The sequence below is a fragment of the Agrobacterium sp. rho-13.3 genome, assembly GCF_033957765.2.
GTDB lineage: Bacteria > Pseudomonadota > Alphaproteobacteria > Rhizobiales > Rhizobiaceae > Agrobacterium.
On sequence record NZ_CP192774.1, the window covers coordinates 2,030,729 to 2,057,344 of the forward strand.

Genomic DNA, 26,616 nt, shown 5'->3' on the forward strand with positions numbered 1-26,616 from the left:
GGAAAACAATGAATTTCTCTGCATGGTCTATTCGCAATCCGATTGCGCCCCTGCTGGCCTTCGCGTTGCTGCTCTTTCTCGGCATAAAGGCGTTTTACGATCTGCCGATCACCCGCTTTCCCAACATTGACGTGCCGGTGGTGGCCATCACCGTGACCCAAAGTGGCGCGTCGCCCTCCGAACTGGAAGCGCAGGTCACCAAGGAAGTGGAAGACGCGGTCGCGTCCATCAGCGGCATCGATGAAATCCAGTCCACGGTCACGGATGGTCAATCTCTGACAACCGTGCTGTTTCGTATCGAAAAACCGACGGAAGAAGCCGTTCAGGATACCAAGGACGCGATCGACAAGATCCGCAGCGCATTGCCTGCGGATATCGAAGAGCCTGTCGTGACCAAGATCGACGTGGAAGGTCAGGCAATCCAGACCTTCTCCGTCTCCTCACCCAACATGACGCTGGAAGAGCTGTCCTGGTTCGTGGACGACACGATCAAACGCGCGCTCCAGGGCCAGCGAGGCATCGGCAAAATAGACCGTTACGGTGGTGCGGACCGTGAAGTGCGCGTTGCACTCAGTCCTGCCAAGCTTGACGCCTACGGCATTACAGCGGCAGACGTGAACACGCAGCTGCGTGGCACCAATATCGACCTCGGTTCCGGTCGCGGACAGGTGGCGGGCAATGAACAGACGATCCGCACATTGGGCGACGCCCGCGATGTAGCACAGCTTTCCAACACCACCATTGCGCTTTCAAGCGGTCGTTTCGTCAAGCTTTCTGAACTGGGTTCGATTACCGACACCTATGAAGAGCCGAAATCCTTCTCGCGTTTCAACGGCAATCCCGGCGTCACATTCGCTGTCTTCCGGGCCAAAGGCGCCAGTGAGGTTTCAGTAGCGGAAACCGTTGCGCAAAATCTGGAAAAAGTTCGCACGGCCCATCCTGAAGTCTCGATTCAGATGGTGGATGACGCCGTTTATTTCACCTATGGCAACTATGAAGCCGCTCTTCACACACTGGTGGAAGGCTCAATTCTAGCCGTCATCGTGGTGCTTCTGTTCCTGCGAAACTGGCGGGCAACGTTGATCGCCGCTGTGGCCTTGCCGCTTTCGGCCATCCCGACGTTCTGGGTCATGGATGTTCTGGGCTTTTCGCTCAACCTCGTCAGTTTCCTCGCCCTCACGCTGGCAACGGGTATTCTCGTCGACGATGCCATCGTGGAGGTGGAAAACATCTCACGACATATCAAGATGGGGAAATCGCCCTATCGCGCTTCGTTGGAAGCTGCGGATGAAATCGGCCTTGCGGTGATTGCCACAAGTTTCACCATCATTGCAGTGTTCGTGCCTGTGTCATTCATGCCGGGTGTTCCGGGCCAGTACTTCATCCAGTTCGGTCTGACCGTCGCGTTCTCGGTCTTCTTCTCTTTGATGGTCGCACGTCTCATCACGCCGTTGATGGCGGCTTATCTGATGCGCTCGACTGACGCGGTTGACGACCATCACGATAATGACGGCCTGTTGATGAAGAGCTATACGCGGATGGTGACCGCCACCACCCGCAAATGGTGGGCGCGTTACCTCACACTGTTGGGTGCCATCGGCTTTCTCGTCGGCTCGATTATTCTTCTCAGTGGCGTACCGGGCAGCTTCCTGCCGCCGGATGACGCCTCGCGCGTCGTTCTCTCTATCGAACTTCCGCCAAACGCGACGCTGGAAGAAACCGACTCAACGACTTCGAAAATCTATCAGGCGGTGCGTGGCATCAACGGCGTGGAAAGCGTCTTCATCCTCGGCGGCGCTTCGCCCAAGGGCGATCTGGAACTGCGCCGCGCCACGGTGCGGGTCATTCTTCAGCATATCGACCATTCGCTGCTGAAAGTCCTCGTCAACAAGGGGCTTGGCTCTATTCCGCTGATTGGCCCACATCTTCCGAAAATGGAAGACAATGGTAGAACACGCCCGCAATGGGATGTTGAGCGAGATATTTTCGCCAGCATTCACAACATTCCGGATGTCCGTGTCATCAAGCTTAATGACCGTGCCGAACGCGAATTGAGCTTCAATTTCCTGTCTTCGAATGAAGCGGATTTGAACAAGGCGGTCGGCATTCTGGAATCGCGGCTTCGTGCCTCGCCCATTCTCGTCAATGTCAGCTCTGAAGGCGCGCTTCCTCGCCCCGAACTGCAAATCCGGCCACGCAAGGATGAAATCGCGCGTCTGGGCATCACGCCACAACAAATCTCGCAAACGGTCCGCGTCGCGACCATCGGTGATATCGATGCGCAATTGACAAAGATTTCGCTGGACGACCGGCAGATCCCGATCCGCGTGCAGGCATCGCTGGATGTGCGTCGTGATCTGGCGGCCATCCGCGCGCTGAAAATCAAGACCGCAACGGGTGCCACCGTTCCGCTCTACAGCGTTGCCGATATCGACTATTCGGAAGGTCCAAGCTCTATCAAGCGCAACGACCGTAACCGTGTGGTCTCCATCGGCTCAGACGTTCCGTTTGGCACCGCGCTCGATACATCGTCGGCTGAGTTCAAACGGATTGTCGCGGAAACGCAACTTCCGGCCACGGTTCGGCTGGCGGAAAGCGGTGACGCAAAGGTGCAGGGTGAAATGCAGCAGGGCTTCGTCAACGCCATGTTGCTCGGCCTGTTGCTGGTGCTGGTGGTCCTCATCCTGCTGTTCAAGGATGTCATCCAACCGTTCACCATTCTGTTCTCGTTGCCCCTGGCAATCGGCGGCGTGGCCGTTGCGCTCATTCTCACTGGCAACGCGCTCTCCATGCCCGTGCTCATCGGCATTCTGATGTTGATGGGTATTGTAACGAAGAACGCCATTCTGCTGGTGGATTTCGCCATTGAAATGCGCCGCCATGGCATGGAACGTGTTCATGCCATGGTGGAAGCTGGTCGCAAACGTGCGCAGCCCATCATCATGACCTCGATTGCCATGTCTGCCGGTATGCTTCCCTCCGCGCTTGGCGTGGGCGAAGGCGGCTCGTTCCGCGCACCCATGGCGATTGCTGTTATTGGCGGCATCATCGTTTCAACGGTTCTGTCTCTGATTGTCGTGCCAGCCTTCTTCCTGATCATGGACGATGTATCGCGACTTCTCGCCCATCTCTTCAGCCGCTTCATCGGCAAGAAGGAAGAGGAGCATCCCGTTCTCTCGAATGAAGAACTGTCCAACCTTGCGCGTGAAAACAAGCAAGCTCTTGAAGCACTCGAAGAGCGTCTTTCCAATAGCGGGAAGCCTTCCAACGCCAACCGGCGCGACGGTGAAACATCCAGCAATGTTCTACGCCTTCCGCCGCTCGCTGCGGAGTAATCCAAAACCACATGTCATCAAAACGCCGGGCACCTGCCCGGCGTTTTGCTTTTGACGGCCATTCTGAAAAGAAAGCTAAAAAATCTCGGCCAATTGATCGAAATCAATTTTCTCAACCGCCCAACTGTTATTCTCCCCGTCGAGAACAACGTCCTCAGACAGAACCGATCGCTTAGCCCGTGAGATTGATGGACGTTTTGGGGAGCATGCGGACGTGAACAAGACGATGAAGCTGAGTAGCCGGGAAAAAAGCATTCTCATGCGTGTGCCTCTGATCGGCGCAGGCGATGAGACGGCGACTGCAAGATTTATGGAAGCGTTGACAGCCGTTACCGTCCCTCCCCGACAGATTCTGTTTCGCGATGGTGAGATTGCAGAGCACCTGTTCTGTGTTCTGAACGGTTATGTTCGCCTTTACCGGTTGAGCAAGGACGGTCGCGAAGCAGATGTCAGAATTTGCGGCCCGGGCGATACGTTCAACGAGTGCCTGATCTTTGGTGCCGACCGCTATCATTACAACGCGCAGGCCGTGGAAAACTGCACGCTGGCTCGTTTTGAGCTGAGCCGGATCAGAGCCTTGATCGACGAAGAGCCAAATGTAGCGAAGGCCGTCGTTCAATGCCTTTCCAACAGCCTTGTGAGGACAATGGACTGCGTGGCAAACGACCGCCTTCAGACCGCAACACAACGGGTCGCGAATTACCTGATCAAACAGGGACCAGGCAGCGCAACGTCCTATTCGCTGCGGCTGCCGTTTCAGAAAAGCGTTCTGGCAGGCAAGCTTGGCCTTGCGCCAGAAGCTCTCTCACGCGCCTTTTCCAGTCTTCGGGAATCCGGCGTTATCGTTCGCGGACGTATCATTCAAGTGAACGACATCGGCGCTCTGAAACAGATTTGAACCCGGAATTACAATCCGCCGTGTTGCTTGAGAAAGCCAACGATGCTGTCCACACCTTCGCCGCGCTTCATGTCCGTGAAGACGAAAGGCATATCTTTGCGCATCCGGGTCGCATCGCTGTCCATCACACCCAGATCAGCATCGACATAAGGCGCAAGATCTTTCTTGTTGATGACCAGCAGATCAGACCGCGTGATACCGGGACCGCCCTTGCGCGGAATCTCTTCGCCTTGGCAAACGGAGATCACATAGATGGTGATATCGGCCAGATCCGGTGAAAAGGTCGCCGCCAGATTGTCCCCACCGGATTCGATGAAGACGATATCCAGATCGGGAAACCGTTCGTTTAAACCCGCGATGGCCTGAAGGTTGATGGTCGCATCTTCACGAATGGCGGTGTGCGGACATCCGCCGGTTTCAACGCCCACGATGCGCTCGGATGGCAGCGCCTGCATTCGCACCAGCGCTTCCGCATCTTCCTTGGTGTAGATATCATTGGTGACGACCGCGACCGAATAATCAGCGCTCATGGCCTTGCACAGTTTCTCCGTCAGCGCTGTTTTTCCAGAGCCAACAGGCCCGCCGATACCGACCCTAAGCGGACCATTTCCCGATTTCATAGCGCGTCCCTTTCGGATGTCATGTCGTATCAACAATAGCGATGTTTACGCCCCGCATTCAACCGCAGAATGGGCGTCGATCATTCTGTTATGACCGGAATAGACGCGTTCCCTGCACCTCATGGCGCATGGAAGCGGTATCGGCCAAAATGGTTGCAGACCCCAGATCATCCAGCGTGGATGAGCTGGCGCGATTGGCGATCTCGGCGATCTCGGTTTCCAGATGGGCCAGAATGGCCACACCATCCTTTTGTCCGGCAATGCCAAGACGAATACCGGCGGACACGAACTGGGAAACGCCGGAGTGCAGATGGGCGGCCAGCGCATCCTCAAGGTCAACGCCGTGCGCGGCGGCGATGGCACCAACCGAAACCGGATAAGTTGCACCTTTCGGCAAGCGCTCGAACACGTCATGCGGCCACGCGGACGCTGCTTCGACAAAAGCATCTCCCAGCAGAACCGTTTCGCGATGACGCTCCGCTGAACCGGCCAGAGCCTGCGCCAACTCGCCAAGCTCTGCCAAAGCTCTTGCGTCCTCATAGCTTCGCCACGCCTCAGCCAGCAACACAGCGTCATTCCAAAGCGTTCCGCGCTGTAAAACTATGCTGATCCAGAGGTGAAGATCGGCTGCGCTGGAAATACGCCGATCATTGACAGCACTCTCCAGCCCGCCCGAATATGAGAACGCTCCTATGGGAAACGCTGGAGACATCCAGGCCAGCAATCTCAACAACGCATCGACGTTGCGTTTTGTGGTCATGGTCTAGTCGTGACTGTGGTTGTGATGGTCATGTCCGTGCGAATGGCCACCATGCGCGTGATAAGCGCCGCGCGCTGGCTGGAATGGCTCTTCAACCTCCCGCACCGTTGCACCCAGACCTTCCAGCATGGAGCGGATAACATGATCACGAAGGATCAGGATCCGACCTTCTGCAATTTGCGCCGAAAGGTGGCGATTGCCGAGATGCCATGCCAGTTCGATCAGATGGATGGGGCTTTTTGCGCCCACTTCGAACAGCTTTTCATTTGCAGCGCGGATTTCCACCAGATCGCCGTTTTCAATCACCAGCAGATCGCCATGGGCAAACAGCACCGGCTCTTTCAGGTCCAGCATCACCATATCGTCATTCTGCAAATGCAGCAACTTGCGGCGCAGATGCCTCTGATCGTGGGCGAGGGTTACGTAGCCGGTCGGCTCATCCGCAGGTGTGCCAGCGGGAAGATAAGATTGAACGCGCAGCATGATCTTTCCAACATCAATAAGAACCAGAAACGATTCCTGAAGGATGTTTTGTTGGAATGCAAGCGGCAGATGGAGGATGAGGTGGTCTTGCCGAAATGAATATGTGAATTAAAACAGGAACCTAAGACGCCACCATTAGCGTCGTCTTCAAGCCCTCGACCGCGTGGGAAATCGGCAAGTCCTCTTCCTGGCAAACGCGGTTCCGTCCCGATGCCTTGGCGAGATAAAGCGCCTTATCAGCGGCGGCAAACGTATCGTATTTGGACCGCGACGGCCCAATGTCGGCAACACCGACAGAAACGGTTGTCTGTAGCTGCTTGCCCTCGAAATTCACCGTCAGACATGAGACGCGAATACGCGCTAGTTCTATGAGGATCACACGGTCTTTGCGGCAACCACCCCGCACGATGACCGCAAATTCTTCTCCACCCAACCGCGCAACACAGTGGAATTCGCCAAAAACATCCGCAATGGCGGTCGCAGCCCGCTTGATGACGAGATCGCCTGCCGCGTGACCGTGACCATCATTGATTGCCTTGAACCGATCAAGATCGAAAATGGCCAGCGAGGCATTGTCCTCGATTTCATCGAAAGACTGATTGAACGCCCGACGGTTCGCCAGCCCGGACAATGTATCTGTCTTGCTGAGACGCTCAAACTCAGCCTGACTTTCGTGCAGCTTGCTGATGGCATTGCCAAGAATGGTGCAAAGTATTCCTGTGACGAGACCGCCAACAATCCACGCCATCATTACGCTGTAACCCAAAGCCTCCAGCAGCGGCAGCGGCAGCACACGCAGAAATGCGCCAAGCGCAATCACGGCCGAACTGACCAGCAGCGATAAAATGATGGAAACGAACACCATCTTTGTCGCGAAAGTACGAAGGTTTTGTCCACCCGAAGGGTTTTTCAAACTCATTTCCAACGAAATAAATTTTCTCAAACGTTCAGTCATCACACCTCACCCTTGCATGACTTAATCGATATCGATCAGAGATTGGCTGGAAGTAAACCAATTCTCTAAACATTTAACTACCTTGAGTATATTTGTGGATTAATACGCTCATGGATATTTCGTCAACGGAAAGCTGACGTAACGACAGGCAACACTCAGGACGCCCTGATTCATATAGGGATACTGATGGTGTCCCGTTGTGTCTATGGCGTGAGATTTCTCTTATAAGAAAAAAGAAATTCAACTCTCGGGTAAATGTCCGATGCATAAATTATGTTAAGCTGATTAACGTTTTAAAATCACGCATAGATTGGATAAGTCATTACCAAACAATAAAAAAGCCCGGAATCACCTCCGGGCTCTGATTGAAGTATCTGTAAAATCAGGCCGCTTTGCGGGCTTTCAGATTTTCAAGAATATTCTGCGGCGAGGACACGCCGTAAGGATCGCTCTCGCAATTATCGGAATAGCCATCCTCTTCGAACCACTGCTCAACCACGCCGTCGTTGACGATGGCGGCGTAACGCCAGGAGCGCATGCCGAAGCCGAGATTGTCCTTGGAAACCAACATTCCCATCTTGCGGGTGAACTCGCCTGAACCATCCGGGATGACCTTGACGTTTTCAAGGTTCTGACCCTTTGCCCATGCGTTCATCACGAACGCATCGTTGACCGACAGGCAATAGATGTCATCGATGCCAAGCGCCCGGAATTCCGGTGTCAGCTTTTCAAAATCAGGAAGCTGGAAGGTCGAGCATGTTGGCGTGAACGCGCCGGGCAGCGAGAAGATAACGACTCTCTTGCCCTTGAAGTAGTCATCGGAGGTTACGTCCTGCCAACGGAAGGGATTTGGGCCACCAACGGCCTCATCGCGCACGCGCGTGCGAAAGGTAACAGCAGGCACTTTTTTACCGAGCATGATTTTCTCCTGTGCGAGTATATGGCGTGAAAAGCTTGGGAACAGTCCACGCCCAAAAAACTGCTTTTCCGATATCGCAAAACGGTTTGCAGCGCAGCAAAAACTTGAGCGCGCAAACCTGTCATGCACAGGAGGAGATGCTCAGTTAGATCAGAACAGGAAGTAACGTTGCGCCATCGGCAGAACTGTCGCCGGTTCGCAGGTCAAAAGCTGTCCATCCGCGCGCACTTCATAGGTTTCAGGATCAACCTCAATATGCGGTGTTAGCGAATTGTGGATCATCGATGCCTTGGAGATACCACCGCGCACGTTGCGGACAGCGAGCAGCTTTTTAGCAACGCCAAGGCGCTGGGCCAACCCGCCATCCAGCGAAGCCTGCGATACGAAAGTCACCGAAGAATTGGTCCGCAGCTTGCCATGCGCGGCAAACATCGGGCGATAATGCATCGGCTGCGGTGTGGGAATGGATGCGTTCGGATCACCCATCGGTGCGGCGGCAATAGAGCCGCCCAGCAGCACCATTTCCGGTTTCACGCCAAAAAACGCAGGGTTCCACAGCACCAGATCAGCCCGTTTACCGACTTCGACGGAGCCGATCTCATGCGATACGCCGTGGGCGATGGCCGGATTGATGGTGTATTTCGCGATGTAACGACGCACACGGAAGTTGTCATTATCACCCGTTTCTTCTTTCAACGGCCCGCGCTGGCGCTTCATCTTATCCGCTGTCTGCCATGTGCGGATCGCGACCTCGCCAACACGGCCCATAGCCTGACTGTCGGACGAGATGATCGAAAATGCACCGAGATCGTGCAGAATATCTTCCGCCGCGATCGTTTCCTTGCGAATGCGGCTTTCAGCGAATGCGATATCTTCCGGGATGGACGGCGACAGGTGATGGCAGACCATCAGCATGTCCAGATGTTCCGCCAGCGTATTGATGGTGTAAGGGCGCGTCGGATTGGTGGACGACGGGATGACATTGGGGTTGCCGCAAATCTTGATGATATCAGGCGCGTGACCACCGCCCGCCCCTTCCGTGTGGAAGGCATGGATCGTGCGCCCATTGATGGCGGCCACCGTGTCTTCCACGAAACCACTTTCATTCAGCGTATCGGTGTGGATCATCACCTGAACGTCGAAGGCATCCGCAACGGTCAGGCAATTGTCGATGGCGGCGGGCGTCGTGCCCCAGTCTTCGTGCAGCTTCAGCGAGGAGGCACCGGCAAGGATCATCTCCTCCAGCGGCGCAGGCCGTGAGGCATTGCCCTTGCCAGCCAGCGCCAAGTTCATCGGAAAACCATCGAAGCTTTCGATCATCCGCTCGATATGCCACGCGCCGGTGCAGGTGGTGGCCAGCGTGCCATGTGCGGGGCCAGAACCGCCGCCCAACATGCAAGTAACGCCGCTCATCAAGGCTTCTTCGATCTGCTGCGGGCATATGAAGTGAATATGCGCATCCATACCGCCAGCGGTCAGGATTTTACCCTCACCGGCAATCGCTTCTGTTGAAGGGCCGACATTGATGGTGACGCCCGGCTGCGTATCTGGATTTCCCGCCTTGCCGATGGCGTGAATACGTCCGTCTTTCAAACCAACATCGGCTTTGTAAATGCCGCTATGATCGATAATCACAACGTTGGTGATGACAGTATCGACCGCGCCCTCAGCGCGTGTTGCCTGGCTTTGCCCCATGCCGTCCCGAATGACCTTGCCTCCGCCAAATTTCACCTCTTCGCCATAGGTGGTGAAATCCTTTTCGATCTCGATGAAGAGTTCCGTATCGGCAAGACGCACCTTATCGCCCACCGTGGGGCCGAACATGCTGGCATAGGCTGCGCGGGAAATCTTGTAAGGCATGGAAATCAAGCTCCTTGGGAGGCGGAGGGAAGCGATATATGTGAAAGATTGGTCAAACGGCCAGCCGCTTCGAAAGCGCTGACCACTTGTTTTTCGGCGTGAAACGGATGGCCGTGCCAGCCTTCATGGCTGAAACCGGCGATGACAACGGTATCGTCCTCAGCACCCTTCAGGGAAAGAACATACGCAATCGCCAGAAGGCCGCTGCTGGGGCACACATAGGGATCTACGGTGATGATCTTCAAAACGCGATCCAGTTCATCGTGCACTTCACGCGGAATAACGAGGTGATCCTTGCCGGATGACTCGGCAATTGCCGCGAAACCATCGCTGTAATCCGCGCAAAAATCATCCAGCTCCGGCCAGTCTTGCACAAGCGATGGCTGCATCTCTGCAAATTTAACGGGGTGCCGCACGGACCAGATGGCGGCTGCCTGGCTGACGCCAGGGGTCGCGCGCCAAGCGGCATCCTCCGTCATGACCTTACCGGGGCGGCCCGTGTTGCAAACGGCGACAATGTCTGTTTTCTCGCCACCAAAGCCGATGGATCGGCAATCATTAAAGCGGATGACGAGATCGGAGCAGTCGATGATATCTGCCGCACCCTCCAGTATCTCCCCGTTTCCAACAATCGCGATCCGCCGCCCCATGGCTGTCAGAACCCTTCCGAAAGCTGACGAAGTTCGTCCGCTCGCTTGCGGCTCATATCCGCCAGACAGGAAGAGACAAGCATCGGCTCCATGCTGCCGCCCCGCGCCTGAAAGCCGGAGGCTTCGCAATTGGCATCGCGATAGGACACCCAGGCACGCTGCGCAGCAACCAAAGCGGCAACGGCACCCCTGCTCGTATCGTCAGCCGCCTTGTCCCAGTCACCCAAAGCCTTACGGGCCTTCTGGTATTCGGTGTTGAGTTCTGCGTCCGCCTCTTCGTAATCAAGGTCGGCGCAGGTATTCATGTCTGCCTGGGTCGCCTGTTCGGCGCAGTCGGGCGCATCCTGTGCACGCGCAGTGTCGGCCGGAATTCCAAACAGCAAGGCTGCGCCAAGAAGCGCCAGACCCAACGAAAAACGTCGTATTCCATCGCCGCAGATCAAACGGATGCGCCATCATGGGCATGCGATTTCAGCGCACGCGGCTCCACGCCGTCAAGACAATTGGCATTGACAGCCACCACGGGCTTGCCATCCGGCCCATTGGCATAAGCAAAACTTTCAATGCCGCACTCACCGCAGAAAAGATGATGAATCTGCTTTTTATTGAAGAGATATTCCTTGAGGTGGTCCTGTCCGGACAGCAGTGTGAACTGCTCTTTCGGCACGAATGCCAGCACTGAGCCCAACCGCTTGCAGCGCGAGCAATTGCACGTCACCGTTCTGTCCAGATCGATATCAGCTTCAAAACTCACGGCACCACATTGGCAGCTTCCATGATAATGTTCAGCACTCATTGTCAAAGCCTCCCCATGACGAGTTTGCGAAAACCATAGACCTCACGCTTGCCGGAAAACGGCACCAGCGTCACTTCACGTCTCTGGCCCGGCTCGAAACGAACTGCGGTTCCGGCGGGAATATCCAGACGCATACCGTGCGCCTTCTCCCGCTCAAAAACCAGCCCGGCATTGGTTTCTGCGAAGTGATAATGACTGCCGACCTGCACCGGCCTGTCACCGGAATTGGCAACTTCGATGGTGACCGTCGGCCGACCGGCGTTGAGTTCAATCGTGCCTTCTGCCGCGATGATTTCACCTGGGATCATGATCGTTTCCTTTGTCGTCACGCGGCTTTGACGTGCGCGCAGCCTTCGGCTTTCAAAACCCGTTTTGTCGATGCTGGATTGTTTACGAGTTTTGCGGCGGGGCGGATTGGTCGACGCACCAATTCTCCGCCACAATTGGGGCATTTTCCGCCCAGCACGTTGGTGGCGCAGTCAGTGCAATAGGTGCATTCGAACGAGCACATGACCGCATCCAGGCTTTCCGGTGGCAAGTCCTTGTCACAACATTCGCAATTGGGTCGAAGTTCGAGCGCCATGGCTTACTCCTTAAAGCATTTCCAGCAAAAGTGCGAAGCGGTTTTGCGTCCGGATAATGCGTTAAAACAAATGGCTAGAGCGTTTTCGCGTTTCGGAGAAAGGCGGAAATACTCTAGCGAATGGGTTGGTGAACGGTCACCAGTTTGGTGCCATCAGGAAACGTCGCTTCCACCTGCACATCGTGGATCATTTCGGCAATGCCTTCCATGACCTGATCGCGGGTGATGACGTGCGCTCCGGCTTCCATCAGGTCGGAAACCGCGCGACCGTCGCGCGCACCTTCAACCACGAAATCCGAAATCAGCGCGATGGCTTCCGGGTAATTCAGCTTGACGCCACGCTCCAAACGACGGCGTGCGACCATGGCCGCCATGGAAATCAGAAGCTTGTCTTTTTCTCTGGGGGTGAGGTTCATTGTCGTCCCATTTCATACATCAGAGATTCCAGACTTTCGGCACTGCCGCGCCATTTCGCAAGAGCGAAATGATCGGAAACAGCATTTTTCTCAATGTGAAACCATCTGGTGCGGAAAGACGCACCACAAGCTTGCCCTGCCACTCGCTCGCACCGCCGAAATCACCAAGAATCTCACGGACTTTGGGCAGCAAAGCCTCAGACAACGGGCCTATGTACAGCAAAGTCGCAAAAGCCACCTGCCCCGCAAGAACCGGCGCGTGGCGAGTCAGCTCGGCAACATTGCCGTCAAGACGCAGTTCTTCGGCATGAACCAGCTTGCCGCCGTGGCGGATGCGCCAGCGATCTCGAAACAACCCCTCCTCCATCATCTCCCCCATGGCCTGCCGCCCCAGAAGAACGGCTTCGACGGCCACGAACTCCGCGGAAGCATCGATATCCGCTTCCAGCCTACGGGTCAGTGATGAACGATCGAAAAGAATAGTTTCCTGCGGAAGCCAATGCAGCTTGGCACCGGCACCGGCAGAAACGCGGGCGGTCACCGCCGCCGTGCCGGATGATGCCTTGTAGACTTTTTCGCAGGCCTGCGTGGTGACGACTAAAGATGTGCCAGCCGCGGCCACCGCCTGCCACTCCAATTCATCACCGCCGGTCAAACCACCGGAGGAGTTGATGAGAATGGCTTCCATTTCATTGGAAAACGTGTCCGGCAGTCTGATTTTGGCGCAGCCTTCCTGAAACAATTCGTCCAGACGGCTGCGTCCATTCAGCGCTTTGGTTACAATGCGTCCTCGTCCACGGGCGCGCTGCGGACGGGGTTGATGGATGCTTTGCTGGTCTGGCTGCACGTCGTCTCCGAAGCTTTCGCGGATGCGGAAACCGCTTTCATAGAGCAATCTGTCTTCGCTGTTGCGTCAACAACCATCTGCCCTTCCGTATTCTGGAAGAAGTCCCACATTCTTTCAGCCGCATCAACCCGCCGCACCGTGTCGGCTGTGGGCATCTTGCGCTCCACGGCTGGCTGCGCCGTTGTGGAGGCATCGCTTGTCGGTTTGCGAATGACGGCGGCAGCAGAAGCAATGACCTCGGCCTTCATCGTCGCACGCGGCCATGCGTGATCCCACGCCTCAATCACGTAGGAATGGATGCGCGCACCGCTTTTGCAGACATCATAGGAATTGAAGGTGAAGCTATCGGTCGCCTTGCTTTTGACCGCGCCCTTGCAGCCATCCATTTCGGCCCAGCGCTTCAGCGCCGTTTCCCCGCCATACTGCCAATACGCCTTGCCACCGCCCTGATAGGGATTGGCAGGGTCTTTCAAACCCGCAAAAGCAATGATCGACATAGGCTTTGCAGGCGCGCAGCTTGTAGCGTCTGGCCCCCACTTGCCCGCGTTTTCAACGGGGAGGCCAGCGCGCAGCGATGCAACGAAACCGGCAGCGGCAAAATCGCTGCTGCCACTACAAATATATTGCGAGAGCATACGCCCGCCGCCCGAATAACCGGAGCCGTAAAACTTCTCTTCATCGACGCAGAATTTGGATTTCACCATGCTGACGGCATCGCGAATGAAACCGGGTTCATCCAGCCCGCCCTTGCGGGTCGTTACACCAGGCACGTTCCAAGCATGGGTGCCGGGAAGTTCACCGTCGAGACTGCCCTGAAGCGCAACAACGACGACACCTTGGCGCTCACCAAGCTTGTCCCAGCCGCTGCGGTCCATCTGTCCGTTGGGATTGCTGTTGCTGCCGTGGAAATCAAAAACCACTGGCAACTTCTTTTTTCCATCATAAGAAGACGGAACAAAATAAACGCCCGCGCGTTCAGACCCCTCAGACATCAGCGAAAACGCATGTCTGCCCGGTTGCATCGACTGACCGCAGGTTGACGCCAAAGCTGCGGCGCTCATGCTTGTGAGAATAGCAAAGCCCGCGACAAAAACGCGAGCGGGGCGAACGAACCGGAGCACCCGGCTTGCAGCAACAGTGAAATTCATCAGCACGCCTTTATTGGCACAGTCTTCCGGCACTATGACGGAAAATTCGTGGAATGTAAGGGATCGACGGATGCGAGCTTGCGGATGATTGGACCACTGTGTCTCGCATGCAGCATTTTCGATGCAACTAACACACCCTCTTAGTCAATGAAATGCTAAAGTGCTGCATGGATGCTATGCAGCAGCGCATAGGCATTCACAATATTATAGCGCCTTTATCCGACCGTGAACGAAAAGCGCCACCTCACACCGTCAAATGCCGCCTGGCTTCCGGCGTATCCAGCGTTTCAGCTGCACCTTGATGGACGATCTCTCCTCGATCCATGATGTAAACATAGTCGGCAAGCTCCCGGCAGAAATCCAGATATTGCTCGACCAGCAGGATCGCCATGCCGGTGGAATCCCGCAGATATTTGATCGCCCGGCCAATATCCTTGATGATCGATGGCTGAATGCCTTCAGTCGGCTCATCCAGAACGAGGATTTTCGGGCGTGTGACCAGTGCGCGACCGATTGCCAATTGCTGTTGCTGACCGCCCGACAAATCTCCGCCACGTCGTGACAGCATCGATTGCAGCACCGGAAACAGGCTGAAAATATCATCAGGAATAAAACGTTCCTTGCGCGATACCGGCGCAAAGCCGGATTGCAGGTTTTCCTGAACCGTCAGCAACGGAAAAATCTCCCGCCCCTGCGGCACATACCCCACGCCGCGCTTGGCCCGCTGGTAAGGTGCCAGGCCGTTGAGGCTCTCACCGCCAAAACTGATCGTCCCGCCGCTGATGGCATGTTGGCCTGTAACGGCGCGCAGCAGCGAGCTTTTGCCCACGCCATTGCGGCCCAGCACGCAGGTAATTTTGCCCATCTCCGCATTCAGCGAAATGCCACGCAACGCTTGTGCCGCGCCATAATGGAGATTGATGTTTTCAACGCTTAGCATGTTACCGCCCCAGATAATTCTCGATCACCTTTGGATCGCTTGAAACAAAGTCGATCGACCCTTCGGCCAGTACTGAACCTTCGGCAAGGCACGTGACCTTGACGCCGAGTTCGCGGATGAAGCCCATGTCGTGCTCCACCACCACGACGGATCGCGTCTTGGCGATTTCTTTCAACAGCACCGCCGTCTCTGCCGTTTCAGCATCCGTCATGCCGGCCACCGGCTCGTCCACCAGAAGAAGCTTCGGCTCCTGCGCCAGCAACATACCGATTTCCAGCCATTGTTTTTGGCCGTGCGACAGATTTGCGGCCAGATCATTGCGGCGATGGGAAAGGCGCACGGTGGCGAGGATTTCCTCTATCCGCGCCTTGTCCTCTTCCGTCAGCCGATAAAACAGGGTGGCGAACACGCCGCGTTTGCGGTTCAGCGCAAGCTCCAGATTGTCCCAGACAGTGTGGCTTTCAAACACGGTCGGCTTCTGGAATTTACGGCCAATGCCCAGCTGGGCGATATCCGCCTCGTCCTTTTTCGTCAGATCGATTGTTTCTTCGAACAGCACCTTGCCGCTGTCTGGCCGGGTCTTGCCGGTGATGATGTCCATCATCGTTGTCTTGCCAGCACCATTCGGGCCGATGATGGCGCGAAGCTCACCCGGTTCGACCACGAAGGACAGCGAGTTCAGCGCCTTGAAACCGTCGAAGGAGACGGAAACACCGTCGAGATAGAGCAGGCTTTTGGTTCTGTTTTCGGCAATCGTGTTCATGTGAGCCTCACTCCGCAGCCTGTTGTGCCGCGGCTACGGCATGGTCATTGCCCGCGCTTTTGGCATTTTCCTTGGCAGCCACCAGCTGCTTTTCACGCCGTCCAGCGAAATAATGCTGGATGCTGCCGACAATGCCTTTCGGGAAGAAAAGCGTCACCGCAATGAACAACCCGCCCAGCGCAAACAGCCAGAATTCGGGGAATGCTCCGGTAAAATAACTCTTTCCGCCATTGACCAGCACCGCGCCGATAATCGGCCCGATCAGCGTTCCGCGACCACCCACCGCCGTCCAAACAACCACTTCAATGGAGTTGGCGGGCGAAAATTCGCCGGGGTTGATGATGCCGACCTGTGGCACGAACAGTGCACCCGCAACGCCTGCCATCATGGCTGAGACGACGAAGGTGAAGAGCTTGATGTTCTCCACCCGGAAGCCAAGGAAACGCACCCGGCTTTCCGCATCGCGAACGCCGACCAGCACCTTGCCGAATTTCGAATTGACGATGCCGGATGCGATCACCAGCGAGAGCGCCAGCATAATCGCCGTCATCGCAAACAGCACGGCGCGGGTGCCATCCGACTGGACCGAAAATCCCAGGATGTCCTTGAAGTCTGTCAGGCCATTATTACCGCCAAAGCCCATATCGTTGCGGAAGAAGGCGAGCAGCAAAGCGTATGTCATCGCCTGCGTGATAATGGACAGGTAGACGCCATTGACGCGGCTGCGGAACGCGAACCAGCCGAATACGAAGGCCAGCACGCCCGGCACGACCAGCACCATTACCATGGCGAACCAGAACATATCGAACCCCTGCCAGAACCACGGCAGTTCTTTCCAGTTCAAAAATACCATGAAATCCGGCAGCACAGGGTGGCCGTAAACGCCGCGCGTACCGATCTGCCGCATCAGATACATGCCCATGGCGTAACCGCCGAGCGCGAAGAAGGCGGCGTGGCCCAGCGAAAGAATGCCGCAGTACCCCCACACAAGATCAAGTGCCAAAGCCAGAATGGCATAGGACAGATATTTGCCAAGCATCGACATGATGTAGGTCGGAATGCGGAATGCGCTGTCTGCGGGCAACAGCAGGTTGGAGGCCGGAACCAGCAGCGCAATAGCCAGAATAATACCAATCGCGATGGTAATGCGGCGGTCGAGCGCTCGGATAAGAAAGCCGGTAATCATGCTTCGATCGCCCTTCCCTTGAGTGCGAAGAGACCGCGTGGCCGCTTCTGGATGAACAGGATGATGAGGACGAGGACGAGGATTTTGCCGAGAACGGCACCGACGGTCGGCTCAAGAAACTTGTTGAGCACGCCCAGCGACAGCGCGCCGACCAGCGTTCCCCAAAGATTACCCACGCCGCCGAACACCACGACCATGAAGCTATCGATGATATAAGATTGGCCGAGATTGGGAGACACGTTATCGATCTGCGAAAGCGCGACACCGGCCAACCCTGCCACGCCGGAACCCAGCGCGAAAGTGAAGGCATCCACCCACGGCGTGCGAATGCCCATGGAAGACGCCATACGGCGGTTCTGGGTCACGGCACGCATTTGCAGTCCGAAGGCGGAGCGCTTCAACAGCAGAAGCAGCGCGAAGAATACCGATAGCGAGAAGCAGACGATCCACACACGGTTCCAGGTGAAGCTGAGATAACCAACATTGAACGAACCGGACATCCAACTCGGGTTGCCCACCTCCCGGTTGGTCGGGCCGAAAATGGAGCGAACGCTTTGTTGCAGAATGAGCGAGATGCCCCATGTCGCCAGCAGGGTTTCCAACGGACGCCCATAGAGATAGCGGATAACACCGCGTTCCATCACAAGACCCACCGCCCCCGTCACAATGAACGCAACCGGCAGCGCAATGGCCAGCGACCAGTCAAACAGGCCGGGGTAATTGTTGCGGATCACCTCCTGCACCATAAAGGTGGAGTAAGCTCCGATCATCACCATCTCGCCGTGCGCCATGTTGATGATGCCCATCACCCCGAAGGTGATGGCAAGGCCAATAGCGGCCAGCAGCAGCACGGAACCGAGGGACAGCCCGTACCAGATATTCTGCACGCCATCCCAAATGGCAAGCGAACCTTCAATATGCGAAATTGCGGCGTCGACATCGGGTTTCAGGCTGGAATCCGTAACGGAGGCCGCGGCCATCAGAATGCTGATCGCACCCCGTCCACCAAGGTTTTTGATGGTCTCGATCGCGGCGCGTTTCTCATCAAGCGACCGATCAGAGGCCAGCAACGAAACGGCCTTCGCCTCTTCCATGCGGGTGCGAACCTGCGTATCGGTTTCCTTGGCAAGCGCCGTTTCCAGCAATTGCAGATTTTCCGCGCTCGGCGCTTTCAGCACGGCATCGGCAGCGGACATACGAACGGATTTTTCCGGGCTGAGCAGCGTCAACCCGCCAAGGGCTGCGCGAATAACACGACGAAGATTGTTGTTGACCTTGATCTTGGTCACTGTGGCCTTGGGCGCTTCACCGGCGCTCTCACCAGTCAGCGGATCGATCAGCATGAAATTGGCACCAGCCGGCTTGGTCATGAATACCAGATTGTCGGACTTGCGAACGTAAAGATCGCCTTCCGCAAATGCCTCCAGCGCCGGGACCACACGCGGGTCTCCCGTCGCTGCAATCTGCCCGGTCAAAGCTTCAGCCAGCTTGAAATCGGCTGTGCCGAGTGCATCGATCAGCGCTTTCGGATCGCTTTGCGCCATCGACGGTGTCGCGAGGCTGAGCAAGAGGCCGAGCATGGCCAAAACACGAAGAAACATATCCCAAGTCCCCCTTGGAAGCCCGCAGCGAAGATATGCAAAGCGGGCAAATTCAATGTTGAAGCAGTTTCGGCTCCCTCAACGTCATCCTCGGGCTTGACCCGAGGATCTGCGCACATCAGCCCCTACTCAACGTCCACGAGATCGCTCGCCTGGTAGATCCTCGGGTCAAGCCCGAGGATGACGTTGAGTTGGAGGTGAGCCATCGGCCCACCCCCAGCCCCTCGCGCCTATCAGCTACCCTTGCCGCCGCACTTGCCAGTGGCCACGTTGAAGTTGCCGCATTCCATTGGCTTGCGCCAATCGGAGATCAGGTCTTTCGAGTCTGGCAGATAATCCGACCACTCATCGCCCACGACCTGCGGGGTCTGCTGTACGATCTGGAACTGGCCGTCTGCCTGAATTTCCCCGATCAGCACCGGTTTGGTGATGTGGTGGTTCGGCATGACGGTGGCGTAACCGCCGGTCAGGTTTGGAACTGAAACACCGATGATGCTGTCGAGAACCTTGTCAGTTTCCGTCGTGCCGGCAGCCTCAACTGCCTTCACCCATGCGTTAAAACCGATGTAAGCGGCTTCCATAGGGTCGTTGGTCACGCGCTTGTCGTTCTTGGTAAAGGCGTGCCATTCCTTGATGAATTCGGCATTGACCGGTGCATCGACGGACTGGAAGTAGTTCCAGGCGGCAAGGTGACCGACCAGTGGGCCGGTGTCGAGACCGGCAAGCTCTTCTTCACCCACGGAGAATGCGACGACTGGAATGTCTTCCGCCTTCACGCCCTGGTTTGCCAGTTCCTTATAGAACGGCACGTTGGCATCACCATTGATGGTGGACACAACAGCGGTCTTTTTGCCAGCTGAGCCGAATTTCTTGATATCGGAAACAATGGTCTGCCAGTCGGAATGACCAAATGGCGTGTAGTTGACCATGATGTCTTCAGGCTTCACGCCTTTGGATTCCAGATAGGCCTTGAGGATTTTGTTGGTTGTCTGCGGATAGACGTAGTCCGTGCCCGCCAGAACCCAACGCTCGACGCCTTCCGTGTTGGCGAGATAATCAACAGCCGGAATGGCCTGCTGGTTAGGGGCGGCACCAGTGTAGAAAATGTTGCGGGAGGATTCTTCACCCTCATACTGTACCGGATAGAAGAGGATGGAATTCAGCTCTTCAAACACCGGCAGAACGGATTTGCGCGACGAAGACGTCCAGCAGCCGAACACGGCAGCGACCTTATCCTGCGAAATCAGCTGACGGGCTTTTTCAGCAAACAGCGGCCAATCGGAGGCCGGATCGACAACAACGGCTTCGAGCTTCTTGCCCAGAACGCCGCCCTTTTTGTTCTGCTCATCGATGAGCATCAACATGGCATCTTTCAGCGTCGTTTCGGAAATCGCCATGGTGCCTGAAAGCGAATGCAGAACGCCGACCTTGATGGTGTCAGCGGCCAAAGCACCGTGGAATGCGGTGGAGGACAAAATAGCGCCGAGTAACGCGCCAGTGAGCGTCTTTCTCAATGTCATCGGAAGAACCCCTCTCCTTGTTTTAGCCTCGATGGGCTCAGCGGTTATTTTACCGCTGCTGGAAGGGGACTATCGGCCTCACATTCATGAAACCGTATACGTCAATTGACGTAGGTGGGGTGGCGAAACGCGCACCAACGACATGTCTCACAACGCGTGTCGTGAGACCGCATCTTCAGTCATTCAGTTGTGAGGTTTATCGTTGTCGGAATTTTCCGAAATCGCTTCCTGATGATACCAGCTATCGAAGTCCACATGCGTGGGCTGGGACTTGACCGCTTGCACGGCATCCTTGCGAAAGCCCTTGAAGCCAGAACGGCCACCAACGGGAAACTGATAAATCGTTGCACTTTCGATATGCGGGTCGCTTCTCATGACATTACACTTTCAGTTTGAGCACCTCAGCATTTTGCTTGATTTGAATATAACTCAAACAAAGCGGAATTTCACCCCTTCTGATTAAAAAAATATCACAAAGCATAAAAAATAGGCAGACTCGCAAACGACAAGTTCAAAGAACAGTCTTTATGCAGTCTTCGAGCAAAAAATGAGGGTTTCTGTCGAAAAATTGCGCTTCGGGATGAAAACGGCATCTTTTTTGTTCAAAAAACATCGACGCCCCTACAAAAGCATCAGAAATCTCACGATTTTTCGTGAATCGGCCTCATCACGTTTAGAGGAGTTTTTCGACCTTCCGGAAGAGTGCGCTTGAAAAAATCGAGTGAGTCGTCGCGCGAGGCATCAAACTGGCACGGCGCGTGCTTTCATATTGGCAGCCCTTGAAAGCGGAAGCGGTTCTCTCTCGCCATTATCGAATGAGAATGATCAAGGCTTCGCATCTTAACCTATGAGAGGTTCGTAATGACTAAGTTCAAACTCGAGTACATCTGGCTGGACGGATACAAGCCGGTCGCAAACCTGCGTGGCAAAACCCAGATCAAGGAATTCGACGAATTCCCGACACTCGAGCAGCTTCCGCTCTGGGGCTTTGACGGCTCCTCCACCCAGCAGGCCGAAGGCCACAGCTCGGATTGCGTTCTGAAGCCAGTTGCCATCTATCCAGACCCAGCCCGCACCAACGGCGCACTGGTTATGTGCGAAGTCATGATGCCGGATGGCGTTACGCCACACGCGTCCAACAGCCGCGCAACCATTCTCGACGACGAAGACGCATGGTTCGGCTTTGAGCAGGAATACTTCTTCTACGAAGAAGGCCGTCCGCTCGGCTTCCCAGAGCAGGGCTACCCAGCTCCGCAGGGTCCATATTACACAGGCGTCGGCTACAAGAACGTCGGCTCCATCGCGCGTGAAATCGTTGAAGAGCACCTCGACCTCTGCCTCGAAGCCGGCATCAACCACGAAGGCATCAACGCCGAAGTGGCAAAGGGCCAGTGGGAATTCCAGGTGTTCGGCAAGGGCTCCAAGCGCGCCGCCGACCAGATCTGGATTGCACGCTACCTCTTGATCCGTCTGTGCGAAAAGTACGGCATCGACGTCGAATTCCATTGCAAGCCACTCGGCGATACCGACTGGAACGGCTCTGGCATGCACTGCAACTTCTCCACCAAGTTCATGCGTGAAGTTGGCGGCAAGGAGTATTTCGAAGCCCTTATGGCTGCTTTCGAAAAGAACTGGAAAGAGCACATCGACGTTTACGGCCCAGACAACCATCTGCGCCTGACCGGCAAGCACGAAACAGCACCATGGAACAAGTTCTCCTACGGCATCGCTGACCGTGGCGCGTCGATCCGCGTTCCACACTCTTTCGCAAACAACGGTTACAAGGGCTACCTTGAAGATCGTCGTCCAAACAGCCAGGGTTGCCCTTACCAGATCGCGTCTGTCGTTCTTAAGACCATCGCGGAAGTGCCACTCGCCAAGTCGGCTGCTGCCTAATATTTAAAATGGCGTCGCTCGATTTGGGCGACGCCATTTTTCTATCTATCGGCTTCACAGGAAGTCGATGCCCGTTTCGGAGGCTATGACGTCCGCATGGCCGCACGGCAACGCATCATCCCCGTCAGGCGAGAGTACAACCGCTGGGTTGCCAACCAGACGCTGGAAGATTATGCGCTGCGTTTCACCGCCAAAAGCGCACGGCAATTCTCGTCAAGCCGAATTTCGCATACGGCCATTGGCGCTATTTCCTTTCTGGCGCTGGAAGCCATCGGCGGCGCGATCACGCTGTCTTACGGCACCACGAATGCCATTTTCGCCATCCTCATTGCATCCGCCGTCATGCTTGCGGTCGGCATACCCATCAGCCGTTATGCCATTCGTTATGGCGTCGATATCGACCTGCTGACACGCGGGGCGAGTTTTGGTTATATCGGCTCCACCATCACGTCGCTGATCTACGCTTCCTTCACCTTCATGCTGTTTGCGATTGAGGCATCCATCATGTCCGGCGCGCTGGAACTGGCGCTCGGCATTCCGCTGTGGATTGGCTACATCATCTCTGCCGTCATGGTCATTCCGCTCGTCACCCACGGTGTGCGCCTCATCAGCCGTTTTCAGATCATCACGCAGCCCTTCTGGATCGTGCTGAACATCCTGCCGTTTATCTTCATCGCGTTTCTGGATTGGGAAAAATTCGATCTCTGGCGCGCATTTGCTGGCATTCACCACGCCTCGGGACCGTCCGGCACCACAGCAGATTTCAACCTGATAGAATTCGGCGCGGCATCCGCGGTCATTCTGGCGTTGATGTCGCAGATTGGCGAACAGGTAGACTTTCTTCGCTTTTTGCCAGCCGACGGCAAACTCAAACTGCGCCATCGGCTTGCCGTTTTTCTCGCCGGTGCGGGCTGGGTCGTCGTTGGCGTCCCGAAACTGCTGGCAGGCTCGTTCCTCGTCGTGCTGACCTTCAGCTCGGGCGTTCCGCTGGACCGCGCCGCCGATCCCTCGCAAATGTATCTCACCGCCTTCGGCTATATGATCCCGAATGAAAACGCAGCGCTTCTGCTGATGGTCGCCTTCGTGGTCGTGTCGCAGTTGAAGATCAATGTCATGAACGCCTATGCGGGATCTCTTGCATGGTCGAATTTCTTCTCCCGCCTCACCCACAGCCATCCCGGCCGTGTTGTCTGGCTGGTCTTTAATGTGTTGATCGCCCTGCTGTTGATGGAATTGGGCATCTACCGCCTGCTGGAAGAAACGCTTGGCATCTTTTCCATCATCGCCATGGCGTGGCTCTGCACCATTTCCGCTGATCTCTTCATCAACAAGCCGCTGGGCCTTGCACCACCCGGCATCGAGTTCAAGCGAGCTCATCTTTATGATATCAACCCTGTCGGCGTCGGCTCCATGGCGCTTTCGGCCACCATTGCGCTCACGGCCCATTTCGGCCTGTTCGGCAGCGTCGCCGCGTCGCTCGCGCCCTATCTCACACTGATGGTGGCTTTTATCACCTCACCGCTGATTGCCTGGGGAACGAAGGGGAAATTCTATCTGGCCCGCAAGCCGCGTCAGAAATGGAAAGAAGCGAGTGGCATCACATGCTCCATCTGCGAACATCCTTTCGAACCGGAAGACATGGCATGGTGCCCGGCCTATGCCGCGCCGATCTGTTCGCTCTGCTGCTCCCTGGACAGCCGCTGCCATGACATGTGCAAACCTAAGGCGAAGCTGAACTATCAGGTCGCTACCGTCGCCCGCTCCTTTTTGCCGGATGATCTTGTCGCGAAACTGGCCACGCGTCTTGGCCGCTACACCATGTCTGCGGCGCTTGCCATCGCCGTTTTGGGAGCAACACTGGCGCTGATCGCCCATCAGGTTGGCACAGCCTCGCCCGCAACGGTGGATGTGGTCAACCGCACCGTGTTGGCGGTGTTCTTCGTTTTCGCCGTCATTGCCGGCATTGTTTGCTGGTTTCTGGTGCTCGCGCACGACAGTCGCGTCGTGGCGGAGGAAGAATCATCGCGCCAAAACACCCTGCTGTTGAAGGAAATCGCAGCGCACAAAAAAACCGATGCTGCATTGCAGGACGCCAAGGAAACGGCAGAAGCCGCCAACCGGGCCAAAAGCCGCTATGTGGTCGGCCTCAGCCACGAATTGCGCACGCCTCTGAACGCCGTTCTGGGTTATGCGCAAATTCTGGAGCGCGATGAGACCATCCCCGCCCCGCGCCAATCCGCCATCAAGGTCATCCGCCGCTCGGCTGACCACCTCTCCGGCCTCATCGACGGGTTGTTGGATATCTCCAAGATCGAAGCGGGCCGTTTGCAGGTCTATTCCAACGAAATCAATATTCAGGATTTTCTGGACCAGATCATCGATCTGTTTCGCCCGCAGGCACAGGCCAAGGGGCTGGAATTAAAGCATGAGCGCACCCGCGCCCTGCCGCACTATGTCCGCACCGACGAAAAGCGGTTGCGCCAAATCCTCGTCAATCTGTTATCCAACGCCATCAAGTTTACCGATGCAGGCGAGGTGCATTTCAACGTCGCCTATCGCAGCCAGGTCGCCACTTTCACCATTTCCGATACGGGGCGCGGCATTGCCGAAAAAGACCTGAGCCGCATCTATGAACCCTTCCAGCGTGGTGAGGCCGACAGCATTCGTCCCATGCCGGGCCTCGGCCTTGGCCTGACCATCACCCAGCTTTTGACCAACACGCTCGGTGGCGAAATCTCCGTCATCAGCGAAAAGGATAAAGGCTCTACCTTCAAGGTGCGGTTGATGCTGTCGGCCGTCGACCGGCCCAACACGGCGCCAGCACCGGAAAAGACCATCACCTCCTATTCCGGCCCACGCCGCACCATTGTCGTTGTGGACGACAATGAGGATCATCGCGAGCTGATGCGCCAGGTCTTGGGGCCGCTCGACTTCGTGGTGCTGACCGCCCAGAGCGGCCCGGAATGCCTGACCCTCATCGAAGGCGTTAAACCCGACCTTTTCCTCATCGATATTTCCATGCCGGGCATGAATGGCTGGCAGCTTGTCTTAAAGTTGCGCGAGGCGGGCCAGACGGCCCCGCTCATCATGCTATCCGCCAATATCGGCGATGGTTCGATGGCCGGCGCGGGCGAAGACAATCATAATGACGCCATCGCCAAACCGGTCGATATCCGCCAGCTGTGCGACAAGCTCGCCGTCCATCTGGGACTGACGTGGATTTACGACACGGATGTTCCACCGCAGGAACCGACTGCCCCCACAGAAATCAAAACACCGGGGGCTTCTCACATTCAAGATTTGCAGCGGCTTGGCGAAATCGGTTACATACGCGGCATCGAAACAAAGCTAGCCGATCTCTCCCGCAATGCGGATAACCTGGCCTTCACCGCAGAGCTTGCCACCTACGTACAGGCCTTCGATATGGCCGGTTACGCTGCTTTTCTCAGCGGCTTTGAAGACCACAACACCACCCAAAAGGAGCGTCAGCCATGAGCGTGCAGACAACGACGCTACCGAGAGATATCGTTCTTCTGGTGGACGACAGCCCCGAAGCGCTCGGTTTTCTGACCGACGCGCTGGAGCAATCCGGCTTTTCGGTGCTGATTGCCACATCAGGACAGTCTGCTCTCAACATCGCGGAACGCATTACCCCGGATATCATTCTGCTCGACGCCGTCATGCCCGCCATGGACGGTTTCGAGACGTGTTCGCGTCTGAAATCCAACGCAGCCGTCACACAGGTGCCGGTTATTTTCATGACGGGGCTGACCGAAACCGAACATGTGGTGCGTGCGCTCGAATCGGGCGGCGTGGATTATCTCACCAAGCCGATCAATATCGATGAACTGCGCGCCCGCATCCGTGTCCATCTTTCCAACGCCCGTTCCGCCCAGAGCGCCCGCGTGGCGCTGGATGCCGCGGGACGTCATTTGCTGGCCGTGCGTGCCAATGGCGCAATCCACTGGTCGACGCCACAGGCAACACGGCTGGTCAATGCCGCGACGGGACGCGATGATGGACTGGACATCGTTTCCCGCCATATAGCTGATTGGCTGATCAACCGCGGCAGCGATGGCCTACGCGATATGCCCCTGACCATTCACCAGACCGACCGCGCCATGCTGCAACTGACCTTCCTCGGTGCGATAGGCCCGGATGAACATCTTTTCCGGTTGACCGCCGCCAATGATAAATCCGCCGATGAGATGTTACGTCAGCATTTTACTCTGACGATCCGGGAGTCCGAAGTGCTGTTGTGGATCGCCAAGGGCAAATCCAACCGTGATATCGGCGATATTCTCGGCCTCTCCGCCCGCACGGTCAACAAACATCTGGAACAGATCTACGTCAAACTCGGCGTCGAAAACCGGGCGTCCGCTGCGGTCAAAGCTGCACACATCTTGCACGATTCATAAAAAAACGGGCGCAGATGCTGCG

The 26,616-nt window shown here is 56.2% G+C and carries 25 protein-coding genes; 5 read left to right on the forward strand and 20 right to left on the reverse strand.

Features of this window, described 5'->3' with window-relative positions; genetic code table 11:
- Positions 1 to 8 precede the first annotated feature (8 nt).
- Together RMR16_RS10085 and RMR16_RS10090 are read left to right on the forward strand one after the other, a co-directional pair.
- A complete protein-coding gene (locus RMR16_RS10085; RefSeq protein WP_320198354.1) occupies positions 9 to 3,335 on the forward strand; it encodes an efflux RND transporter permease subunit in 3,327 nt (1,108 codons plus the stop codon).
- A gap of 226 nt (positions 3,336 to 3,561) precedes the next feature.
- The gene (locus tag RMR16_RS10090) at positions 3,562 to 4,233 is read left to right on the forward strand and encodes a Crp/Fnr family transcriptional regulator (protein ID WP_320198545.1); all 672 of its coding nucleotides are present in this window, start codon (positions 3,562 to 3,564) and stop codon (positions 4,231 to 4,233) included.
- An 8-nt stretch (positions 4,234 to 4,241) separates the two neighbouring features.
- On the opposite strand, the gene ureG is transcribed toward RMR16_RS10090, so the two are convergent.
- The 20 genes from ureG to RMR16_RS10190 form a co-directional block, all read right to left on the reverse strand.
- Positions 4,242 to 4,853 (reverse strand): urease accessory protein UreG, encoded by a 612-nt coding sequence (gene ureG, locus RMR16_RS10095; RefSeq protein WP_320198353.1) that lies wholly within the window; start codon positions 4,851 to 4,853, stop codon positions 4,242 to 4,244.
- A gap of 88 nt (positions 4,854 to 4,941) precedes the next feature.
- Positions 4,942 to 5,613 carry an urease accessory protein UreF gene (locus tag RMR16_RS10100; RefSeq protein ID WP_320198352.1) on the reverse strand — a complete coding sequence of 224 codons (672 nt, stop codon included), beginning with the start codon at positions 5,611 to 5,613 and terminating at the stop codon, positions 4,942 to 4,944.
- Positions 5,614 to 5,616: 3 nt separating this feature from the next.
- Positions 5,617 to 6,096, reverse strand: coding sequence for an urease accessory protein UreE (ureE, locus tag RMR16_RS10105; RefSeq protein WP_320198351.1), 480 nt, complete (start codon positions 6,094 to 6,096; stop codon positions 5,617 to 5,619).
- Positions 6,097 to 6,217: 121 nt separating this feature from the next.
- A complete protein-coding gene (locus RMR16_RS10110; RefSeq protein ID WP_320198350.1) occupies positions 6,218 to 7,009 on the reverse strand; it encodes a GGDEF domain-containing protein in 792 nt (263 codons plus the stop codon).
- Between the two features lie 424 nt (positions 7,010 to 7,433).
- Complete coding sequence (locus tag RMR16_RS10115; RefSeq protein ID WP_320198349.1) at positions 7,434 to 7,970, reverse strand: peroxiredoxin; 537 nt, start codon at positions 7,968 to 7,970, stop codon at positions 7,434 to 7,436.
- Between the two features lie 150 nt (positions 7,971 to 8,120).
- The gene (gene ureC / locus RMR16_RS10120) at positions 8,121 to 9,830 is read right to left on the reverse strand and encodes an urease subunit alpha (RefSeq protein ID WP_320198348.1); all 1,710 of its coding nucleotides are present in this window, start codon (positions 9,828 to 9,830) and stop codon (positions 8,121 to 8,123) included.
- A gap of 5 nt (positions 9,831 to 9,835) precedes the next feature.
- Positions 9,836 to 10,480: a Urease operon accessory protein gene (locus tag RMR16_RS10125; protein WP_320198347.1), complete on the reverse strand. Its 645-nt coding sequence runs from the start codon at positions 10,478 to 10,480 to the stop codon at positions 9,836 to 9,838.
- A 5-nt stretch (positions 10,481 to 10,485) separates the two neighbouring features.
- Positions 10,486 to 10,923: a lysozyme inhibitor LprI family protein gene (locus tag RMR16_RS10130; protein WP_432353527.1), complete on the reverse strand. Its 438-nt coding sequence runs from the start codon at positions 10,921 to 10,923 to the stop codon at positions 10,486 to 10,488.
- Positions 10,920 to 11,276, reverse strand: a complete 357-nt coding sequence (locus tag RMR16_RS10135) for a GFA family protein (protein WP_320198345.1) — start codon at positions 11,274 to 11,276, stop codon at positions 10,920 to 10,922. The genes RMR16_RS10130 and RMR16_RS10135 overlap by 4 nt, the downstream gene beginning before the upstream one ends.
- A gap of 2 nt (positions 11,277 to 11,278) precedes the next feature.
- Entirely contained in the window at positions 11,279 to 11,584 is a 306-nt protein-coding gene (locus tag RMR16_RS10140; protein ID WP_320198344.1) for an urease subunit beta, read from the reverse strand.
- 17 nt (positions 11,585 to 11,601) lie between these two features.
- On the reverse strand, positions 11,602 to 11,859 hold the full coding sequence (locus RMR16_RS10145; protein ID WP_320198343.1) for a DUF1272 domain-containing protein: 258 nt from the start codon (positions 11,857 to 11,859) through the stop codon (positions 11,602 to 11,604).
- Positions 11,860 to 11,972: 113 nt separating this feature from the next.
- The gene (locus tag RMR16_RS10150) at positions 11,973 to 12,275 is read right to left on the reverse strand and encodes an urease subunit gamma (protein ID WP_320198342.1); all 303 of its coding nucleotides are present in this window, start codon (positions 12,273 to 12,275) and stop codon (positions 11,973 to 11,975) included.
- Between the two features lie 19 nt (positions 12,276 to 12,294).
- Positions 12,295 to 13,122, reverse strand: coding sequence for an urease accessory protein UreD (locus RMR16_RS10155; protein ID WP_320198341.1), 828 nt, complete (start codon positions 13,120 to 13,122; stop codon positions 12,295 to 12,297).
- Complete coding sequence (locus RMR16_RS10160) at positions 13,053 to 14,270, reverse strand: alpha/beta hydrolase family esterase (protein ID WP_413785955.1); 1,218 nt, start codon at positions 14,268 to 14,270, stop codon at positions 13,053 to 13,055. Before RMR16_RS10160 ends, RMR16_RS10155 begins: the two co-directional genes overlap by 70 nt.
- A gap of 244 nt (positions 14,271 to 14,514) precedes the next feature.
- A complete protein-coding gene (urtE, locus tag RMR16_RS10165; RefSeq protein ID WP_320198340.1) occupies positions 14,515 to 15,210 on the reverse strand; it encodes an urea ABC transporter ATP-binding subunit UrtE in 696 nt (231 codons plus the stop codon).
- Between the two features lies 1 nt (position 15,211).
- Entirely contained in the window at positions 15,212 to 15,973 is a 762-nt protein-coding gene (urtD, locus tag RMR16_RS10170; protein WP_320198339.1) for an urea ABC transporter ATP-binding protein UrtD, read from the reverse strand.
- A gap of 7 nt (positions 15,974 to 15,980) precedes the next feature.
- A complete protein-coding gene (urtC, locus tag RMR16_RS10175) occupies positions 15,981 to 17,159 on the reverse strand; it encodes an urea ABC transporter permease subunit UrtC (protein ID WP_320198338.1) in 1,179 nt (392 codons plus the stop codon).
- Entirely contained in the window at positions 17,156 to 18,760 is a 1,605-nt protein-coding gene (gene urtB, locus RMR16_RS10180) for an urea ABC transporter permease subunit UrtB (RefSeq protein WP_320198337.1), read from the reverse strand. The genes urtC and urtB overlap by 4 nt, the downstream gene beginning before the upstream one ends.
- Before the next feature lie 233 nt (positions 18,761 to 18,993).
- Positions 18,994 to 20,280 carry an urea ABC transporter substrate-binding protein gene (gene urtA, locus RMR16_RS10185; RefSeq protein WP_320198336.1) on the reverse strand — a complete coding sequence of 429 codons (1,287 nt, stop codon included), beginning with the start codon at positions 20,278 to 20,280 and terminating at the stop codon, positions 18,994 to 18,996.
- Between the two features lie 183 nt (positions 20,281 to 20,463).
- Positions 20,464 to 20,655, reverse strand: coding sequence for a DUF2735 domain-containing protein (locus RMR16_RS10190; protein ID WP_320198335.1), 192 nt, complete (start codon positions 20,653 to 20,655; stop codon positions 20,464 to 20,466).
- Positions 20,656 to 21,141: 486 nt separating this feature from the next.
- Here RMR16_RS10190 and RMR16_RS10195 point away from each other — a divergent pair, with 486 nt between their 5' ends.
- The 3 genes from RMR16_RS10195 (at position 21,142) to RMR16_RS10205 (ending at position 26,594) form a co-directional block, all read left to right on the forward strand.
- Positions 21,142 to 22,176 carry a glutamine synthetase beta-grasp domain-containing protein gene (locus RMR16_RS10195; protein WP_320198334.1) on the forward strand — a complete coding sequence of 345 codons (1,035 nt, stop codon included), beginning with the start codon at positions 21,142 to 21,144 and terminating at the stop codon, positions 22,174 to 22,176.
- Positions 22,177 to 22,272: 96 nt separating this feature from the next.
- The gene (locus RMR16_RS10200) at positions 22,273 to 25,671 is read left to right on the forward strand and encodes a hybrid sensor histidine kinase/response regulator (protein ID WP_320198333.1); all 3,399 of its coding nucleotides are present in this window, start codon (positions 22,273 to 22,275) and stop codon (positions 25,669 to 25,671) included.
- Positions 25,668 to 26,594: a response regulator gene (locus tag RMR16_RS10205; RefSeq protein ID WP_320198332.1), complete on the forward strand. Its 927-nt coding sequence runs from the start codon at positions 25,668 to 25,670 to the stop codon at positions 26,592 to 26,594. Before RMR16_RS10200 ends, RMR16_RS10205 begins: the two co-directional genes overlap by 4 nt.
- The last annotated feature ends 22 nt before the right edge of the window (positions 26,595 to 26,616 follow it).